This is a genomic window from Mycobacterium sp. Root265 (genome assembly GCF_001428895.1).
Taxonomy (GTDB): domain Bacteria; phylum Actinomycetota; class Actinomycetes; order Mycobacteriales; family Mycobacteriaceae; genus Mycobacterium.
On the sequence record NZ_LMJA01000003.1, the window covers coordinates 119,965 to 135,380 of the forward strand.

General features: G+C 68.4%; 13 protein-coding genes. 6 read left to right on the forward strand and 7 right to left on the reverse strand.

Annotation, left to right across the window (positions count from 1 at the left end):
• Positions 1 to 86 precede the first annotated feature (86 nt).
• Together ASE48_RS05935 and ASE48_RS05940 are read left to right on the forward strand one after the other, a co-directional pair.
• Positions 87 to 1,244, forward strand: a complete 1,158-nt coding sequence (locus tag ASE48_RS05935) for an acyl-CoA dehydrogenase family protein (RefSeq protein ID WP_057166122.1) — start codon at positions 87 to 89, stop codon at positions 1,242 to 1,244.
• Positions 1,245 to 1,344: 100 nt separating this feature from the next.
• The gene (locus ASE48_RS05940; RefSeq protein ID WP_057166123.1) at positions 1,345 to 2,595 is read left to right on the forward strand and encodes an MCE family protein; all 1,251 of its coding nucleotides are present in this window, start codon (positions 1,345 to 1,347) and stop codon (positions 2,593 to 2,595) included.
• 5 nt (positions 2,596 to 2,600) lie between these two features.
• Here the strand turns inward: ASE48_RS05940 and ASE48_RS05945 are convergent, their stop codons facing one another.
• From ASE48_RS05945 to ASE48_RS05960, 4 genes are all read right to left on the reverse strand, one after another.
• Entirely contained in the window at positions 2,601 to 2,831 is a 231-nt protein-coding gene (locus ASE48_RS05945; protein ID WP_057166195.1) for a YdeI/OmpD-associated family protein, read from the reverse strand.
• Between the two features lie 57 nt (positions 2,832 to 2,888).
• Entirely contained in the window at positions 2,889 to 5,222 is a 2,334-nt protein-coding gene (locus tag ASE48_RS05950; protein ID WP_200962088.1) for a Tex family protein, read from the reverse strand.
• A 36-nt stretch (positions 5,223 to 5,258) separates the two neighbouring features.
• Positions 5,259 to 6,575 carry an acyltransferase family protein gene (locus tag ASE48_RS05955; RefSeq protein WP_057166125.1) on the reverse strand — a complete coding sequence of 439 codons (1,317 nt, stop codon included), beginning with the start codon at positions 6,573 to 6,575 and terminating at the stop codon, positions 5,259 to 5,261.
• Between the two features lie 91 nt (positions 6,576 to 6,666).
• Positions 6,667 to 7,308 (reverse strand): sensor domain-containing protein, encoded by a 642-nt coding sequence (locus ASE48_RS05960; RefSeq protein ID WP_235570829.1) that lies wholly within the window; start codon positions 7,306 to 7,308, stop codon positions 6,667 to 6,669.
• A 57-nt stretch (positions 7,309 to 7,365) separates the two neighbouring features.
• Here ASE48_RS05960 and ASE48_RS05965 point away from each other — a divergent pair, with 57 nt between their 5' ends.
• A complete protein-coding gene (locus tag ASE48_RS05965; protein ID WP_057166126.1) occupies positions 7,366 to 7,974 on the forward strand; it encodes a hypothetical protein in 609 nt (202 codons plus the stop codon).
• A 45-nt stretch (positions 7,975 to 8,019) separates the two neighbouring features.
• The gene (locus ASE48_RS05970; RefSeq protein ID WP_057166127.1) at positions 8,020 to 9,306 is read left to right on the forward strand and encodes a spinster family MFS transporter; all 1,287 of its coding nucleotides are present in this window, start codon (positions 8,020 to 8,022) and stop codon (positions 9,304 to 9,306) included.
• On the opposite strand, the gene ASE48_RS05975 is transcribed toward ASE48_RS05970, so the two are convergent.
• Positions 9,290 to 9,688 (reverse strand): DUF4267 domain-containing protein, encoded by a 399-nt coding sequence (locus ASE48_RS05975; protein WP_057166128.1) that lies wholly within the window; start codon positions 9,686 to 9,688, stop codon positions 9,290 to 9,292. The genes ASE48_RS05970 and ASE48_RS05975 overlap by 17 nt on opposite strands.
• 114 nt (positions 9,689 to 9,802) lie before the next feature.
• Between ASE48_RS05975 and aceA the strand changes: the two genes are divergently transcribed.
• Both aceA and ASE48_RS05985 read left to right on the forward strand, forming a co-directional pair.
• Entirely contained in the window at positions 9,803 to 12,094 is a 2,292-nt protein-coding gene (gene aceA / locus ASE48_RS05980; RefSeq protein ID WP_057166129.1) for an isocitrate lyase ICL2, read from the forward strand.
• Positions 12,095 to 12,164: 70 nt separating this feature from the next.
• On the forward strand, positions 12,165 to 12,602 hold the full coding sequence (locus ASE48_RS05985) for a VOC family protein (RefSeq protein ID WP_057166130.1): 438 nt from the start codon (positions 12,165 to 12,167) through the stop codon (positions 12,600 to 12,602).
• Here the strand turns inward: ASE48_RS05985 and ASE48_RS05990 are convergent.
• Positions 12,599 to 12,940, reverse strand: a complete 342-nt coding sequence (locus ASE48_RS05990) for a hypothetical protein (RefSeq protein ID WP_057166131.1) — start codon at positions 12,938 to 12,940, stop codon at positions 12,599 to 12,601. The genes ASE48_RS05985 and ASE48_RS05990 overlap by 4 nt on opposite strands.
• Before the next feature lie 8 nt (positions 12,941 to 12,948).
• Positions 12,949 to 15,282: an esterase-like activity of phytase family protein gene (locus tag ASE48_RS05995; protein ID WP_057166132.1), complete on the reverse strand. Its 2,334-nt coding sequence runs from the start codon at positions 15,280 to 15,282 to the stop codon at positions 12,949 to 12,951.
• Positions 15,283 to 15,416: the final 134 nt, after the last annotated feature.

Sequence of the window (15,416 nt, forward strand, 5' to 3'; positions counted from 1 at the left end):
CCCACCTCCCCCGCGATTGCCTAAGTAAACGACGTTAGCTTATAGTGGTGTCAAAAGCTAACACTGTTCGCTAAGGAGAGCCACTGATGCAGAGGACCGTCTACAACCAGGAGCACGAAGACTTCCGCGCGATGATCCGGGATTTCATCGCCTCCGAGGTCGTCCCGGTGTACGACGAGTGGTTCGAAGCCGGTATTGCGCCCCGCGACTTCTATTACAAGCTCGGCGAATTGGGCATCTTCGGTATCGAGATCCCCACCGAGTACGGCGGCTCCGGTATCGATTCCTACAAGTTCCAGGCCATCGTCACCGAGGAACTGTCCCGGGCCGCGGTGTCCTTCGGCGGGTCCAGCGTGCACATCGGGTTGTGCCTGCCCTACCTCAAGGCGCTGGCCACCGAGGAGCAGAAACAGCGCTGGTACCCCGGCATGATGTCCGGCGAGATCATGTTCGCCATCGCCATGACCGAGCCCGGAACCGGGTCCGACCTGGCCGGGATGCGCACCACCGCAAAGCCTTCCGGCGACGGCACGCAATACGTCCTGAACGGCTCCAAGACGTTCATCACCGGCGGTGTGCACGCCGACCGCGTCATCGTCTGTGCCCGCACCGCCGCCCCGCGTGAGGACGACCGCCGCTACGGCATCTCGCTGCTGGTGGTCGACACCAAGTCCGCCGGCTACGAGGTGGGCCGCAAGCTCGACAAGCTGGGCCTGCGGACATCCGATACCGCCGAGCTCAACTTCGTCGATGTCAAGGTGCCCGTCGAGGACGTCCTGGGTGAACTGCACATGGGTTTCTCGTATCTGGGCCAGAATCTGCCCCGCGAGCGGCTGGCCATCGCGGTCGGCTCCTACGCCCAGGCCAAGGCCGCTGTCGCCTTCGCCGCGCAGTACACCAAGGACCGCACCGTGTTCGGGAAGCCGGTCGCGGCGTTCCAGAACACCAAGTTCGAACTGGCGGCCTGCAAGGCCGATGTCGATGCGGCCGAGGCCGTCGTGGACCGTGCCATGGAAGCCCACGATCGTGACGAGCTGACACCCGCCGATGCGGCCGCGGCGAAGCTGTTCTGCACCGATATCGCCGCCAAGGTCATCGACCGCTGCCTGCAGTTGCACGGCGGCTACGGCTATATCAACGAGTACCCCATCGCGCGGCTCTACGCCGACAACCGGGTGAGCCGCATCTACGGCGGCACCAGCGAGGTGATGAAGATGATCATCGCCAAGGACATGGGACTCTAGCCCGGGGCGCTGTTACCGGCGTCACAATCGAGGGTTCGCCCCATCAGCGTCACAGTTGGGCAGCAACCCCAAAAGCGTTGCCCTGTGGTGCACTTGGGCCATGATCACGGTGCCGGAGCATGACCAGGTCGAGGTGGCGGACGAGGGCGCCCTCAACGACCCGAAAGAGCCGCCGTACCGGGCCGCGGGCGCTGTCCTGCTCGTGATCGTCTTGCTGGTGTTCGGGATGACATGGGCGCTGTTCCGCGGATACTTCGACACCAACGTCACGCTCGTCCTGATGGCCGAGCGTGCCGGGCTGTCCATGGATCCCGGTTCCAAGGTGACGTTCAACGGTGTCCCGATCGGGCGGCTGGTGTCCGCCGGCGTGGTGAGCGATGGTCGACAAGCCAGGGCAAAGTTGCTGCTGGACGTCAAACCCCGGTATCTGCCGCTCATCCCGGCCAATGTGGACGCCCAGTTGCGCGCGACAACGGTGTTCGGCAACAAGTACATCTCGTTTCTGTCGCCGGCGAATCCCTCCGAGGACAGACTGCGGCCGGGCGCGGTGATCGATGCCTCGGCGACCACCACCGAGTTCAACACCGTGTTCGAGACCATCATGGGCATCGCCCAGCATGTCGACCCGGTCAAACTGAACCAGACCTTGACGGCGGCAGCGCAGGCACTCAACGGGCTGGGTGACAGCTTCGGTCGGGCCCTGGTCGACGGGCATGACATCCTGGGTGAGATCAACCCCCGTATGCCGCAAATCCACCGCGACACAGCAGGTTTGGCCGATCTTTCCGCGGCGTACGCCGACTCGGCCGCGGAGCTTTTCGACGGGCTCGATCATGCCGCGGTCACCGCGCGCACGCTCAACGCCGAACGGCACACGGTGGATCAGGCCCTGATGTCGGCGGTGGGTTTCGCCGACACCGCCTCCGACGTATTCGAACGCGGCGGCCCCTTCCTGGTGCGCGGCGCCCAGGATCTGCTGCCGACAAGCGCTTTACTGGATTACTACAGTCCCGAATTGTTGTGCACCCTGCGCAACTACAGCGATGTAGCACCCCGATTCGCCGAAATGCTCGGCGGTAACGGCTACTCGCTCAGGCTGCGGAATGAGTTGGTGGGCGCGGGCAATCGCTACGTGTACCCGGACAATCTTCCGCGGGTGAACGCGCGGGGCGGGCCCGGCGGGCGTCCGGGATGCTGGCAGCCGATCACCCGGGATCTGTTCCCGATGCCGTATCTGGTGATGGACACCGGCGCCAGCATCGCGCCGTACAACCACCTGGAGATCGGACAGCCGCTGACCGCCGAATACGTCTGGGGGCGGCAGGTCGGTGAGGACACCATCAATCCGTAGGACGGCTATGCCTTACCGGTACGCTCCCGGTGCTTGCACCCCGGCCAGCAGCAGGGCCGGCGCTGGCCCTCCTCGAGCTCTTCCTGGGTCCGCCGGATGCGACGTTCCCGGGTCTTCTCCTGCTTGGCATCCTCGACCCAGCAGATGAATTCGTTGCGGGCCAGCGGTGTGATGTCCTTCCACGCCGTCAGCGCCGTGTCGTTGGCCAGCAGGGCGGTGCGCAGATCCGCGGGCATCTTGTGCACCACCCCGCCGGGAATCCGCTCGCTCACGAGCTCAGGATAACCCTGGCCTCAGCGCCCGAACCCGGCATTGCGCAGCGCGTCGGCCATCGATCCGCTGGGCGCCGCCGTCTCCCGGCGGCCGGAATTTTTGGCGCGGTTCTGGTTGCGCTGCGGGTTGCCGCCGCGGTTCTGCTCGGGCGTAGGTTTCCCGGACTGCTTCGGCTTGCCGGCACCGGGAGTGTCGTTGAGCCGCAACGACAATCCGATCCGCTGGCGGTCGACGTCGACCTCGAGCACCTTCACCTTGACCACCTGGCCCGATTTCACCACCTCATGCGGGTCGGAGACGAAGCGATCCGACATCGCCGACACGTGCACCAGGCCGTCCTGGTGCACGCCCACGTCGACGAAGGCGCCGAAGGCCGCCACGTTGGTGACCACGCCCTCCAGCACCATGCCCACTTTGAGGTCGGCCACCTTCTCCACCCCGGCGGCGAAGGTCGCGGTGGAGAAGGCCGGGCGCGGGTCGCGTCCCGGCTTCTCCAGTTCGGCGAGGATGTCGGTGACGGTGGGGATACCGAACCGTTCGTCGGCGACCTCGGCGGGCTTGATGGTGCGCAGCGTGCGCTCGTTGCCGATGAGTTCGGCCAGTGTGATGTTCGAACGGTCCAGGATCCGCCGGACCACCGGGTAGGCCTCGGGATGCACACCGGAGGCGTCCAGCGGGTCGTCACCGCCGGTGATCCGCAGGAATCCGGCGCACTGTTCAAATGCCTTGGGGCCCAGACGGGGAACTTTCAGCAGCGCACTGCGGTTGCGGAACGGGCCGGTGTTCTCCCGGTGCGTGACGATGGCCTCGGCCAGCGAATCCGTCACCCCCGACACCCGGGCCAGCAGCGGTACCGAGGCGGTGTTGAGATCGACCCCGACGGCGTTCACGGCGTCCTCGACGACGGCGTTGAGGCTGCGCGCCAGGGTTCCCGGCGTCACGTCGTGCTGGTACTGGCCGACACCGATCGACTTGGGCTCGATCTTCACCAGTTCGGCCAGCGGGTCCTGCAAGCGGCGCGCGATCGACACCGCGCCGCGCAGCGTGACATCGAGTTGCGGCAGCTCGTGTGCGGCGTAGGCCGAGGCGGAGTACACCGAGGCGCCGGCCTCGCTGACCATCGCCTTGATCGGTGCGTTCGCGCCGGCGGACCGGATATCGGCGATGAGTTCGGCGGCCAGTGCGTCGGTCTCCCGTGACGCCGTCCCGTTGCCGACCGCGATCAGCTCGACACCGTGCCGGGCGACCAGCGCGGCCAGCGTGGCTTTGGCGGTGTCCCATTGCTTCTGCGGCTGATGCGGGAAGATCGCGCAGGTGTCGACGACCTTGCCAGTGCTGTCCACCACCGCCACCTTGACGCCGGTCCGGAATCCCGGATCCAGGCCCAGCGTGGTGCGGGTGCCCGCGGGGGCCGCCAGCAGCAGGTCTTTCAGGTTGCGGGCGAACACAGCGACCGCGTCCACTTCCGCGCGCTGGCGCAGCCGGATGCGGGCGTCGACGGCAGCCGAGATCATCAGCTTGGTGCGCCAGGCCAGCCGCACCGTGGTGGCCAGCCAGGTGGTGGCCGCCGCCCCGGCGGTCATGTCGATGCCGAGGCTGCGCGCGATGCGGGCCTGGTAGGCCAGCTCGTCGCCGCCGTCGAAGTTCAGTGCCAGGATCTGTTCCTTCTCACCGCGCATCACCGCGAGCACCCGGTGCGACGGCATCTTCTCCAACGGCTCGGCGAACTCGAAGTAGTCGCGGAACTTCTGTCCCGCAGGGCTTTTGGCCGCCTCTTCGGACCACGGGGCGGTCTTGAGCGTACCGTCGTTCCAGAACGTGGCCCGCACCTCGCCGACCAGTTCGGCGTCCTCGGCGGCGCGTTCGATCAGGATGTGCCGGGCACCGTCGAGCGCGGCGGCCGCATCGGTGACCTCTTCGCCGAGGAATTCGGCGGCGGCGGCTTCGGGCGCCAGGGTCGGGTCGGCCAGCAGCCGGTCGGCCAGCGGCTCCAGACCGGCCTCGCGGGCGATCTGCGCCTTGGTGCGCCGCTTGGGCTTGTAGGGCAGGTAGATGTCCTCGATACGGGCCTTGGTGTCGGCCGCCCGCAGTGCCGCGCGCAGCTCGTCGGTGAGCTTGCCCTGTTCTTCGATGGAGGCCAGCACGGCGTCGCGGCGTTGATCCATCTCGCGCAGGTAGGCCAGCCGTTCCTCCAGCAGACGCAGCTGCCCGTCATCGAGGCTGCCGGTCACCTCCTTGCGGTACCGCGCGATGAACGGCACCGTCGACCCCTCGTCGAGCAGTCGCACAGCGGCGGCCACCTGCCCCTCGGCCACGGCCAGTTCCGCAGCGAGACGGGCGTTTACAGATGTGATGGTCCCCACGGGTGCGCTCGAAGTCACCCGGAGACCCTACCGAACGTCCCTGACACCGGCGCAGGCACGCGCCGCCAGTACCGCCACCAGGAAGCAGGCCAGCGGCACCCAGCCGTCGGCGCCGGCCAGACCGTTCTTGGCGACCAGCAGCATCGCCACCCCGGCCAGGCAGACCAGCGCGCCGGCCACCGTCGAGCGGGCACCGGTGGCGCCCACCGCGTCGTCCCACCACGGCAGCCTGCGGTGCTCCAGCGGGGACAGCAGCAGGAACGTCGCGAGCATCACGACCGCGAACACCACCGCGCGCAGGGCGAGCAGTGCCCAGAAGTTCGGGGCGTGCACATCCCAGGCGTCCAGGCCGAACGCATTGAGCGTGAACGCCGCGACCGCGATGGCCGGGATGTGCCAGAGGTAGAGCGTCATCGCTCCCCCGTTGCCGACGGCGACGACGTACCAGACCCGCGGACGTTCGGCGAGTCGCTCCACGATCCCGGCGATGGCCACGAAGACACCCGACATCCAGATGCAGTGCACCGCCAGCAGCACGGTCGGCGGTGACACGTTGGACACCCCGTCGGTGCTGCCGTTGGTGACCAGCGAGACCTCGTAGGGCCCGTACACCACGAGCAGCACCTGGGCCGCGAGGGCCACGGCGGCGGCGAGTAGCGCCACCCGCGGCCGGATCAGGCGCCGGGCATACCCGACGCCGACGACGACCGGGATGAGCCAGACGATGACGAAGTTCAGCACCCCGGCCTCGGCGGATCCGACCGCGAAGCGCACCTGGTCGATCAGCGCGGCGGCAACCACCAGCGCGCCGATCACCGCCGCGTACGCGCCCGGGCTACGCAGCCGGGTCAGGGCCGGCACGAAGGCGATGACCACCAGGTAGACGCCGAGGAACCACAGCAGGGCCACGCACTCGCGGCCGAGCCGGTCGGCGGATTCCGCGCCGAGCGTCATCCGCGCCACCAGCAGCGCCGCCGACCAGAACGCCAGGTACCAGAACACCGGCCGGCACAACCGCTGGGTCCGGCTGACCAGCCAGCTGCCCCAGGCCTTGCCGGCCGCCGAACCGTCGGGATGCCAGCCGTAGGCGCCTGCGGCACCGCCCGCGAAGAAGAACAGCGGCATCACCTGCACGACCCAGGTGATCGGCGACAGCTCGGGAAGCTCACCGAGGATGTTCCCGATGCGCAGGCCGTGTTCGTTGACGGTGGCCAGCAGCAGCGCGCAATGACCGAACATGACGGTCACCAGGGCGGACAGCCGGGCCACATCGATGGCGCGGTCGCGGCCGGGCGCGGGGTTGGCGACACTGTCGCGCGCGGGAAGCAGATTGGCGAACGGCATGGCTACAGCGTGCCCGACCAGGGTCGCGGGTGCGATGAGTAGGACTACCCGACTTCCGGCGGGCTGAGGCGTAGCCACTCGGGGAGGGTCATCACGCCTTGTTGTCGACCAGCGCCTCGATGCGCTTGAGCGCGTCCTCGGCGGCGGTGGCGACGTCGATACCGCCGGCGGCACCGCAGCTGGTGGTTTCGATGGCGGCGTTGTGGGCGGCGACGAACAGGTTGTCGCAGTTCCAGTCGGCGGCCCGCAGCGACCACAGCACCGCGCCCTCGGGTGCGGCCTGCTCCGCCGCCGCCAGACGGAACGTGTAGGTGCGGCCGTACATCGTGGTCACGGTGATCGGGGTGTCGCGGCAGGCGTCGATCGTGCCGCGCGCCGCGGTCAGCGCGTCCTGTGCCGAGAAGTCGGACGGCATCACCGCGACCATCTCCTCGACCACGGCTTCGATCCCGCCGACGTCGGTCGACCAGTGCCCGCCATCGCGGGCCTCCGGCTCGTGGTCGACGATGAACGGCGGATCGACCTCGCGGGCCACTCCGGCGCAGCGTTCCGGTTCGACGGTGGCGAACAGGTTGCCGTCCTTGTTGAAGATCTCCGGGCTCAGCAGGTCGCCGACCTGAAGCGGGGAGATCGGCCCCACCTGGGGCGCGGGCCGGGCCTGCGGATCGTCGATCGGCCGGGTGCAGCCCGCGACGGCCAGCACCAGGACCGCCGCCACCCACCATTTCGCCACGGCAGCAAGTTTAGGGAAGCGCCGACCCTGTCGGGCCGGACCGCTAGCGTCGCGCCCATGCCCCTGCGGAACCGGGTCACCCCGGACGGCCGGATCATCGCGGCCGCAGCGCGCGGCACGATGATGGGCAACCGCGGCATCCTGCACGACGAGCACCGCCGAATCGTGCGGACCCACAAGAACATCGCGTGGCTGATCTGCCGGCTCGAGTTCAACGGGCGCCGCCGCGCGGTGATGAGCCCGGGGACCTACACCGAATTGTTCTTCCTCGACGAGGCGGTCGCGCTGGCCGCCGGTCACCGCCCATGCGCAGAGTGCCGCCGGGACTGCTACCGCGCGTTCCTGGACGCCGCCGGGGCCGCCCGTGCCGGTGAACTCGACCGGCTGCTGGATCGGTCCCGGCGGGCACCGCGGGTGAACGCAGCGCTGGACAGCTTGCCCGACGGCGTCTTCGTCGTACAGCACGAGGACCGACACGATGAGCTGCGGCTGCTCTGGCGGGGTGACCTGCACCGGTGGACGCCGGCTGGCTACGGTGATCCGGTCGCGGCCACCGGCACCGCGGAGGTGATCACACCGGAGCTCACCGTGACCGCGCTGCGCCACGGCTACCCGGTGCAGGTGCACCCGTCGGCAGGAGGCGCCGACGTGGCAGTGACAATCTGATCCTGTCCTGTCAGGCTGCTCGGCACCGAACCACAGAGGAGAACGATGTCGACACCGCGGGACACCGCCGCGCTCGAACCCCTGGCCACGCACGGACCGCGCCGCGCGTGGGCCGCGGTCGCCGTGCTCGCCCTCGTCGGCACCCTCAACTACGTCGACCGTTTCCTGCCGGGCGTGCTGGCCGAGCCCATCAAGCGGGATCTGGCGTTGTCCGACACCGCCATCGGCGTGATCAACGGGTTCGGGTTCCTCATCGTCTACGCCGTGTTGGGCATCGTGATCGCACGGGTCGCCGACCGTGGCATGTTCGGTGCGGTCATCGCGGGCTGCCTGACGCTGTGGGGCTCGATGACCATGCTGGGCGGCGCGGTGCAGTCCGGCTTCCAGCTCGCGCTGACCCGGGTCGGGGTGGCCATCGGCGAGGCGGGCAGCACACCGGCAGCGCACGCCTATGTGGCGCGCAACTTCGTGCCCGAGAAACGGTCGGCGCCGCTGGCGGTGATCACCATGTCCATCCCGCTGGCCAGTGCCGCCAGCCTGCTCGGCGGCGGCCTGCTCGCCGAGAGCTTGGGCTGGCGCATGGCTTTCGTGGTGATGGGTGGGATCAGCGTGCTGCTGGCGCCGCTGGTGCTGTGGGTGGTCGGCAGCCGCCAGACCCTGCCCACCCCGCCGCCGCGGGAACGCGCGGCCGCGGTGAACTGGTGGGATCTGCTGCGCAAACCCAGCTTCCTGGCCATGGTGGCCGGCACCGCGCTGGTCTCGGCGGCCGGCTACTCGCTGACCACCTTTGCCCCCGCATTCCTGATGCGCACCCGCGGCATGTCGCTGGGCGAGGTCGGCATCTCCTACGGCCTGGCCACCGGGCTGCTCGGAATCCTGGGCCTGCTGATCGTCGGCCGTATCGCCGACCGGCTGGCGTCCCGCGACCCGCGCTGGCTGCTGTGGATCGTGGTGATCCTGATCGCGGTCCTGTTGCCGGCGTCGGCGCTGGCATTCGTGGTCGAGAGCCAGCTGGCGTGCGTGTGGCTGCTGGCGCTGGGCTATGTCATCGGCACCGCCTACCTGGCACCGTCCATCGCGGCGATCCAGCGTCTGGTACTGCCCGAACAGCGCGCGACGGCGTCGGCCATCTTCCTGTTCTTCAATGCGACGCTGGGCTCGGTGGGGCCGTTCCTGACCGGCGTGATCAGCGATTCACTGACCGCGGAGCTGGGACCCCAGGCGCTCGGACGCGCGCTGCTGATCCTGGTGCCGACCATGCAGCTGGTCGCGATCGGCTGCTACGCGCTGGCCGCACACCGGTACCGCCGCGACATCATCGAGGAACGCTAGCCGGCTCAGCCTTCACCGGCCTGCGCGCGGCACCCCACAACCCCACCCCGATCCCGACGACGGCACCGCCGAGCCCGATGACCTGCTGGGAGCGCCGCATCTCGTGGTGCACACCGGCGCCACCGAGCAGGTCGGCGGCGTCGGCCCCGCCGGAGGCCAGGAACCAGCCGCGGGTGTTCTTCCCGCGCAGCGCCGCGGACAGCATCAAACCGCCGATCAGCGCGTCCCGGTACCCCATCGAGCGCAGTAGCAGCTGCGCGGTGGCATCGGGTTTGTCCGGCGAACCCCAGAGCTTGTTGGCCCGCAGCGGGTCGACGAGAAACGATATGCCCGAGGCCAATCGGATACCGCCCACGGCCAGTGCCGCCCGGTCGATAGACATGGTGGGCAGCCTAGGGCTCAGTCCGTTGCGGCCGTGCACAATTGCCCAACTCGGTCCGGCACGCGCCACGCGCCGCGATAATCAAGGAACCCGAGCTCGAAGAGGAGCAGACACATGGCCAAACGCGCAGCCGACGCCGCATCCGGAGAACAGGACTTCGAACAGGATGTGGCGGCCACCCAGGAGTACTTCGACAGCCCCCGATTCGAGGGCATCACCAGGCTGTACTCGGCCCGCCAGGTCGCCGAACAGCGCGGCACCATCCCCGCGGACTACCCGGTGGCCCGGGAGGCCGCGACAGCCTTCTTCCCGCGGCTGCGGGAACTGTTCGGCCAGAAGAAGAGCATCACCACCTTCGGCCCGTACTCCCCCGGCCAGGCCGTGACGATGAAGCGGATGGGTATCGAGGGCATATATCTGGGTGGCTGGGCGACCTCGGCCAAGGGTTCCATCAGTGAGGACCCCGGACCCGATCTGGCCAGCTACCCATTGAGTCAGGTGCCCGACGAGGCGGCCGGCCTGGTGCGCGCCCTGCTCACCGCCGACCGCAATCAGCAGTACCTGCGGCTGAAGATGACCCCCGAGCAGCGTGCGACGACCCCGGCGGTGGACTACCGGCCGTTCATCATCGCCGACGCCGACACCGGCCACGGTGGTGATCCGCACGTGCGCAACCTGATTCGCCGGTTCGTCGAATCGGGCGTGCCCGGATACCACATCGAGGATCAGCGGCCCGGCACCAAGAAGTGCGGTCACCAGGGCGGCAAGGTGCTGGTGCCCTCGGACGAACAGATCAAGCGACTCAACACCGCCCGCTTCCAGCTCGACATCATGCGGGTGCCCGGGATCATCGTGGCCCGCACCGACGCCGAGGCCGCCAACCTGATCGACGGCCGCGCCGACGAGCGTGACCAGCCGTTCCTGCTGGGCGCCACCAATGTGAAGATCCCGCCGTACAAGTCGTGTTTCCTGGCGATGACCCGGCATTTCCACACCCTCGGCGTCAACGAACTCAACGGTCACCTGCTCTACGCGCTGCCCGACGGCGAGTACGCCGCGGCCGAGGCCTGGTTGGAGAGCCAGGGCATCCTCGCCGCGATCGCCACCGCCGTCGAGGCCTACAAGAAGGAGCCCGGCCAGTCGGTGGACGCCCTGTTCGACGGGGTGGAATCGCAGTTCGTGGAGGCCTGGCAGAACGACGCCGGGCTGGAAACCTACGGTGACGCGGTCGCCGAGCTGCTGGAGTTCCGAGAGCGCGAGGGTGAGAAGGCCGAGCTGAGCGCGGCGGAATGGCGCACGTTCGCCGCGCAGGCGTCCCTGTATGTGGCGCGGGGCAAGGCCAAGGAACTGGGCGCCGACGTGGCGTGGGACCCGGAGCGGGTGAAGACCCCCGAGGGTTACTACCAGATCCGCGGCGGCATCCCGTACGCCATCGCCAAGTCACTGGCGGCCGCACCCTTCGCCGACATCCTCTGGATGGAGACCAAGACCGCCGACCTGGCCGACGCCCGCGAGTTCGCGGACGCCGTGCACGCCGTCTACCCGGACAAGATGCTGGCCTACAACCTGTCGCCGTCGTTCAACTGGGACACCACCGGCATGAGCGACGACGAGATGCGGGCCTTCCCGGAGGAGATCGGCAAGCTCGGGTTCGTCTTCAACTTCATGACCTACGGCGGGCACCAGATCGACGGGGTGGCGGCCGAGGAGTTCGCGACCGCGCTGCTGCAGGACGGCATGCTGTCGCTGGCCCGGCTGCAGCGCAAAATGCGTCTGGTCGAATCCCCTTACCGCACACCGCAAACCCTGGTCGGCGGGCCGCGCAGCGACGCGGCGCTGGCCGCCTCGTCGGGACGCACGGCCACCACCAAGTCGATGGGCAAGGGCTCCACCCAGCATCAGCATCTGGTGCAGACCGAGGTTCCCCGCAAGCTGCTGGAGGAATGGCTGGCCCTGTGGGGCGAGCATTACCAGATCGGCGAGACCCTGCGGGTGCAGCTGCGTCCGCGCCGGGCCGGTTCCGATGTGCTGGAGCTCGGCATCTACGGCGACGAGGACGAGAAGCTCGCCGATGTGGTGGTCGACCCGATCAAGGACCGGCACGGCCGCAACATCCTGACGGTGCGCGATCAGAACACCTATGCCGAGAAGTTGCGCAAGAAGCGCCTGATGGACGTGATCCACCTGTGGCTGATCCACCGGTTCAAGCCGGAGATCGTGTACTACGTGACGCCCACCGAGGACAACATCTATCAGACCGAGAAGATGAAGAAGCACGGCATTTTCAGCAACGTGTATCAGGAGGTCGGAGAGATCATCGTCGCCGATGTGAACCAGGAGCGCATCGACGAGCTGCTGGCCTCCGATCAGAAGGCGCTGGGCAAACTCATCCGCAAGGAGGATTAGCGATCTCGGCGCGCCTGCGCTCGCTCACCGAGCGCAGGCGCGCCGAAACCGCTTGAGTAGCATCCGAACAATGCCCATCAAACTGGAGAACGTCGGCATCGCCGTTCGCGACCTCGACGAGGCGATCGCCTTCTTCACCGACCTCGGTCTCACGGTCATCGGCCGGGACACCGTCAGCGGTGAATGGACGGACACCGCCGTCGGTCTCGACGGCAACCACGCCAAGATCGCGATGCTGCAGACCCCGGACGGCCAGGGTTGCCTGGAGCTCTTCGAGTACATCCACCCCGACGCGATCGAGACGGAGCCCACGCTGCCCAACGAGATCGGGATGCACCGCGTCGCGTTCTCGGTCGACGACATCGACGCGGCACTGGAGGTCGCCGCGCGGCACGGTTGCCACCCGCTGCGCGGGGTGGCGACCTATGAGGACGCCTACAAGCTCACCTACCTGCGCGGCCCCAGCGGCATCCTGGTGATGCTCGCCGAGGACCTCAAGAAGGGCTAGCCGCCGGCTCCGTTGTCGAGCCCGAGATGGGTGCCGTAAAACCACGGGACACCGACCTTGGCGACAAGGGCCACAGCGACGAACGCGAGTACCGCGACCGGGAGTCCGATCGCACCGGACCGTGACCGGATCGGCGAAAAGGTCAGGCCCAGGAACAGAATCGCGAAAGCCACCGCCGCCCACATGACCACCTGCAGCGGTGTGTCCACCGCCGCCCCGTAGTCGGTGACGTGGCCATCGGGAAAGCCGGCCATCGACACGTCCATCGACGTCGTGAACGCCAGCCACACCGCGGCGACGGCGCCGAGCAGACAGATGATGGTGCCGAAGGTCCTCATCGGGCTGATTATCCAGCCAGCGCCTCACCGGCCGGTCCCAGGTCGAGGAATACGGTCTCGCCGTTGGCGTCCTCGAGCCCGTCGTTGTCGGTGACGACGTACAGATTGCCGTTGCCCGCGACCGCGAAGCCCTCGACCTTCTCCTGCACGAATCCCTGGGTGGCCTGCAGGTCCGGCAACAGGTCCCGGGCCGGCGTCTTGGGCAGCACCGTGGGCACCGCGGTGCCGCTCACCCCGTCCTCGGTGGGGATCTGCACGCGGTAGATCGCCTTGACCCGGGCATCGGGTCCGTTGAGCTTGTCGCGCTCGAGCACCAGCAGCGCGCCGTCGTGCACCGCGATCTCGGACAGCCCGACCCAATCGCCTTCGGTCTCAGTCGAATCCAACCGATAGCCGAACCACTGCCAGGACTTGTCGGCCGGGTTGTAGCGCCCGATGCGGGCCACACCCTTCGGGTCGGATTTCAGCTCGCGCTGCAGCGCCACCCAGACGTGGTCACCGTCGACGGCGACACCCTCCAGACCCTCTCCGCCCAGTTCCGCGGCGATCTCGGCGGGCAGCGCGATGCGGTCCTTGATGCTGCCGTCGGTGGCGACGTTGATCAGCTCGTTGCCCGCACCGTCCTCGCCCTCCACGGCGAGCACGAAACCGTCCTGGCGCGCGGCGATTCCCTCGATGTCCAGGCTGACGGGCTTGCCGTCCTCGGTGACCGCGAGCTGGCTGTCGATCAGCGCGGGCGTCTTGGTGAGGTCGACACTGAGGATGCGGGCCGGGCCGTAGGCGATGTCGGTGGCGGTGAACAGCCGGTCCGACGCGGCCGGGTCGGCGGCGAGCGCTCCGAGCGCACCCCAGCCGATCGGGGTGCCGTCCAGATCACCGGAGACGATCGACGGGAATGCCGGCTTGCCACCGTCGGCGGCGAACCCCGCACCGTAGCCATAGATGTTGACCGACGCACGCACCCGGTTCTCCGCGTCATCGGACTCCGACGAGATCACCAGCAGATTGCGCGCCGGGACGGCCAGGATGCCTTCCGGTCCGGGCGTGGTGGGCATGATCTGCCGGAACACCGGGGCCGCCGGGTCGCTGACGTCATAGGCGGCGACGAAGTTGCTCCGCTCGGACGCCACCAGTGCCGTTGGGCGACCGCCGATCTCGGTGATCGCCAGCCCCTCGGGCTCGGGCCCCTTGGACTCGGCGCGGCCCTCGATGTGCAGGCCGGTCCGCACGGCGAGTTGCTCGACGGAGTTACCGGCGTCCCAGACCACCGTGCCGGTGGCGGCATCGAAGACCGACCAGCCGCGGGTGCCGCCCTTCCAGTCCCCTTCGTTGGCGGTCGCCACATGGCCGTCGCCGATCCAGCCGATCGCGTCGGGCTCGCGCGGCGCGGCCTCCAGGGAACCGCTCTGATCGAGGGCGCCGTCCTCGGCGGTGTCGATACCGTCCACGGCCTGGGTTCCCGCGCTGAAGATCTTGGACACCGCGCCGGTCTTGCCGTCGATGATGGCGATGCCGTTGTTTTCCTGCAGGGTCAGCGCGACCTGACCGCGCGAATTGATGCTGACGTATTCGGGCTCAAGGTCTTCGGGGGTGTCCAGGCCGGCGGCACGGGCCTGCTCGACATCGAGATCCACCTTGCGGGCCGACCATGCCGCGGGCGCCCCGGTCAGGGTGAGCAGCTGCAGGAAGCCGGTCGGGGGCTGGGGCAGGTCGCCCTCTTCGCCGCCTTCGGGGGTGAACTCCTCATTGCGCTGGTTCTCCATGGCGATGGCGGCGAAGGAGCCGTCCGGGCTGATGGCGATCGAATCCGGCTGACCGCCGAGGTCGATGCTGCGCACGCGGGTCCGGTCGGCGACGCGCACGATGTCGACGCGGCCCGACGGGTTGGCGAAGTCATCACCGGTGGTGTCGACGACGACGAGGACGAACTCACCCAGGGCGGCCACCGAGGTCGGCTGGTCGTCGGCATGTCCGAGCTCGGCCAGCGAAAGGGTGCCCAGCCCTACGGTTTTCAGTGGGTCGCGGATGTCGAGGAAGCCGACGCGCTTGGCCGCGGCGTCGGTGTAGATGACGGTGTTGCCGTCCGGGGTGACCGTGGAGATCTCGGCGACGGTTTCGGTGGCAGGGTCCTCGCCGGCCGGGCGGTTCAGATACACCGGGTAGGTGGTCAACCGGTGATAGCGCTCGGCGTCGGGCAGGTTGAAGTCGATCGGCGAGGTCGCGCGCTGCGTCTGCGGGGCGGGCGCATCGGCCTTGTCCTCCGGTGTGCTCGGCGAGCAGGCGGCCGCGAGCAGTGCGGTGACCGCGGCGGCTGCCGTCACGCGACCCAGGTTCGACGTCATGGGGACCCCTGTTCAATTGGCGGTGAAGTCGAGTGATCTTGACGAAGCCGGATGAACGACAGGCAACACTCAGGTGGCCAACGAGAAAGGGCCGGTCCTGGGTTCCAGGACCGGCCCTTCTATTCACGTGTTGA

Bases quoted from the DNA above. Each gene is read 5' to 3' on its own strand.
- ASE48_RS05935 (WP_057166122.1), top strand. From the start codon at position 87: ATGCAGAGGACCGTCTACAACCAGGAGCACGAAGACTTCCGCGCGATG.
- ASE48_RS05940 (WP_057166123.1), top strand. From the start codon at position 1,345: ATGATCACGGTGCCGGAGCATGACCAGGTCGAGGTGGCGGACGAGGGC.
- ASE48_RS05945 (WP_057166195.1), bottom strand. From the start codon at position 2,831: ATGCCCGCGGATCTGCGCACCGCCCTGCTGGCCAACGACACGGCGCTG.
- ASE48_RS05955 (WP_057166125.1), bottom strand. From the start codon at position 6,575: ATGCCGTTCGCCAATCTGCTTCCCGCGCGCGACAGTGTCGCCAACCCC.
- ASE48_RS05965 (WP_057166126.1), top strand. From the start codon at position 7,366: ATGCCCCTGCGGAACCGGGTCACCCCGGACGGCCGGATCATCGCGGCC.
- ASE48_RS05970 (WP_057166127.1), top strand. From the start codon at position 8,020: ATGTCGACACCGCGGGACACCGCCGCGCTCGAACCCCTGGCCACGCAC.
- ASE48_RS05975 (WP_057166128.1), bottom strand. From the start codon at position 9,688: ATGTCTATCGACCGGGCGGCACTGGCCGTGGGCGGTATCCGATTGGCC.
- aceA (WP_057166129.1), top strand. From the start codon at position 9,803: ATGGCCAAACGCGCAGCCGACGCCGCATCCGGAGAACAGGACTTCGAA.
- ASE48_RS05985 (WP_057166130.1), top strand. From the start codon at position 12,165: ATGCCCATCAAACTGGAGAACGTCGGCATCGCCGTTCGCGACCTCGAC.
- ASE48_RS05990 (WP_057166131.1), bottom strand. From the start codon at position 12,940: ATGAGGACCTTCGGCACCATCATCTGTCTGCTCGGCGCCGTCGCCGCG.
- ASE48_RS05995 (WP_057166132.1), bottom strand. From the start codon at position 15,282: ATGACGTCGAACCTGGGTCGCGTGACGGCAGCCGCCGCGGTCACCGCA.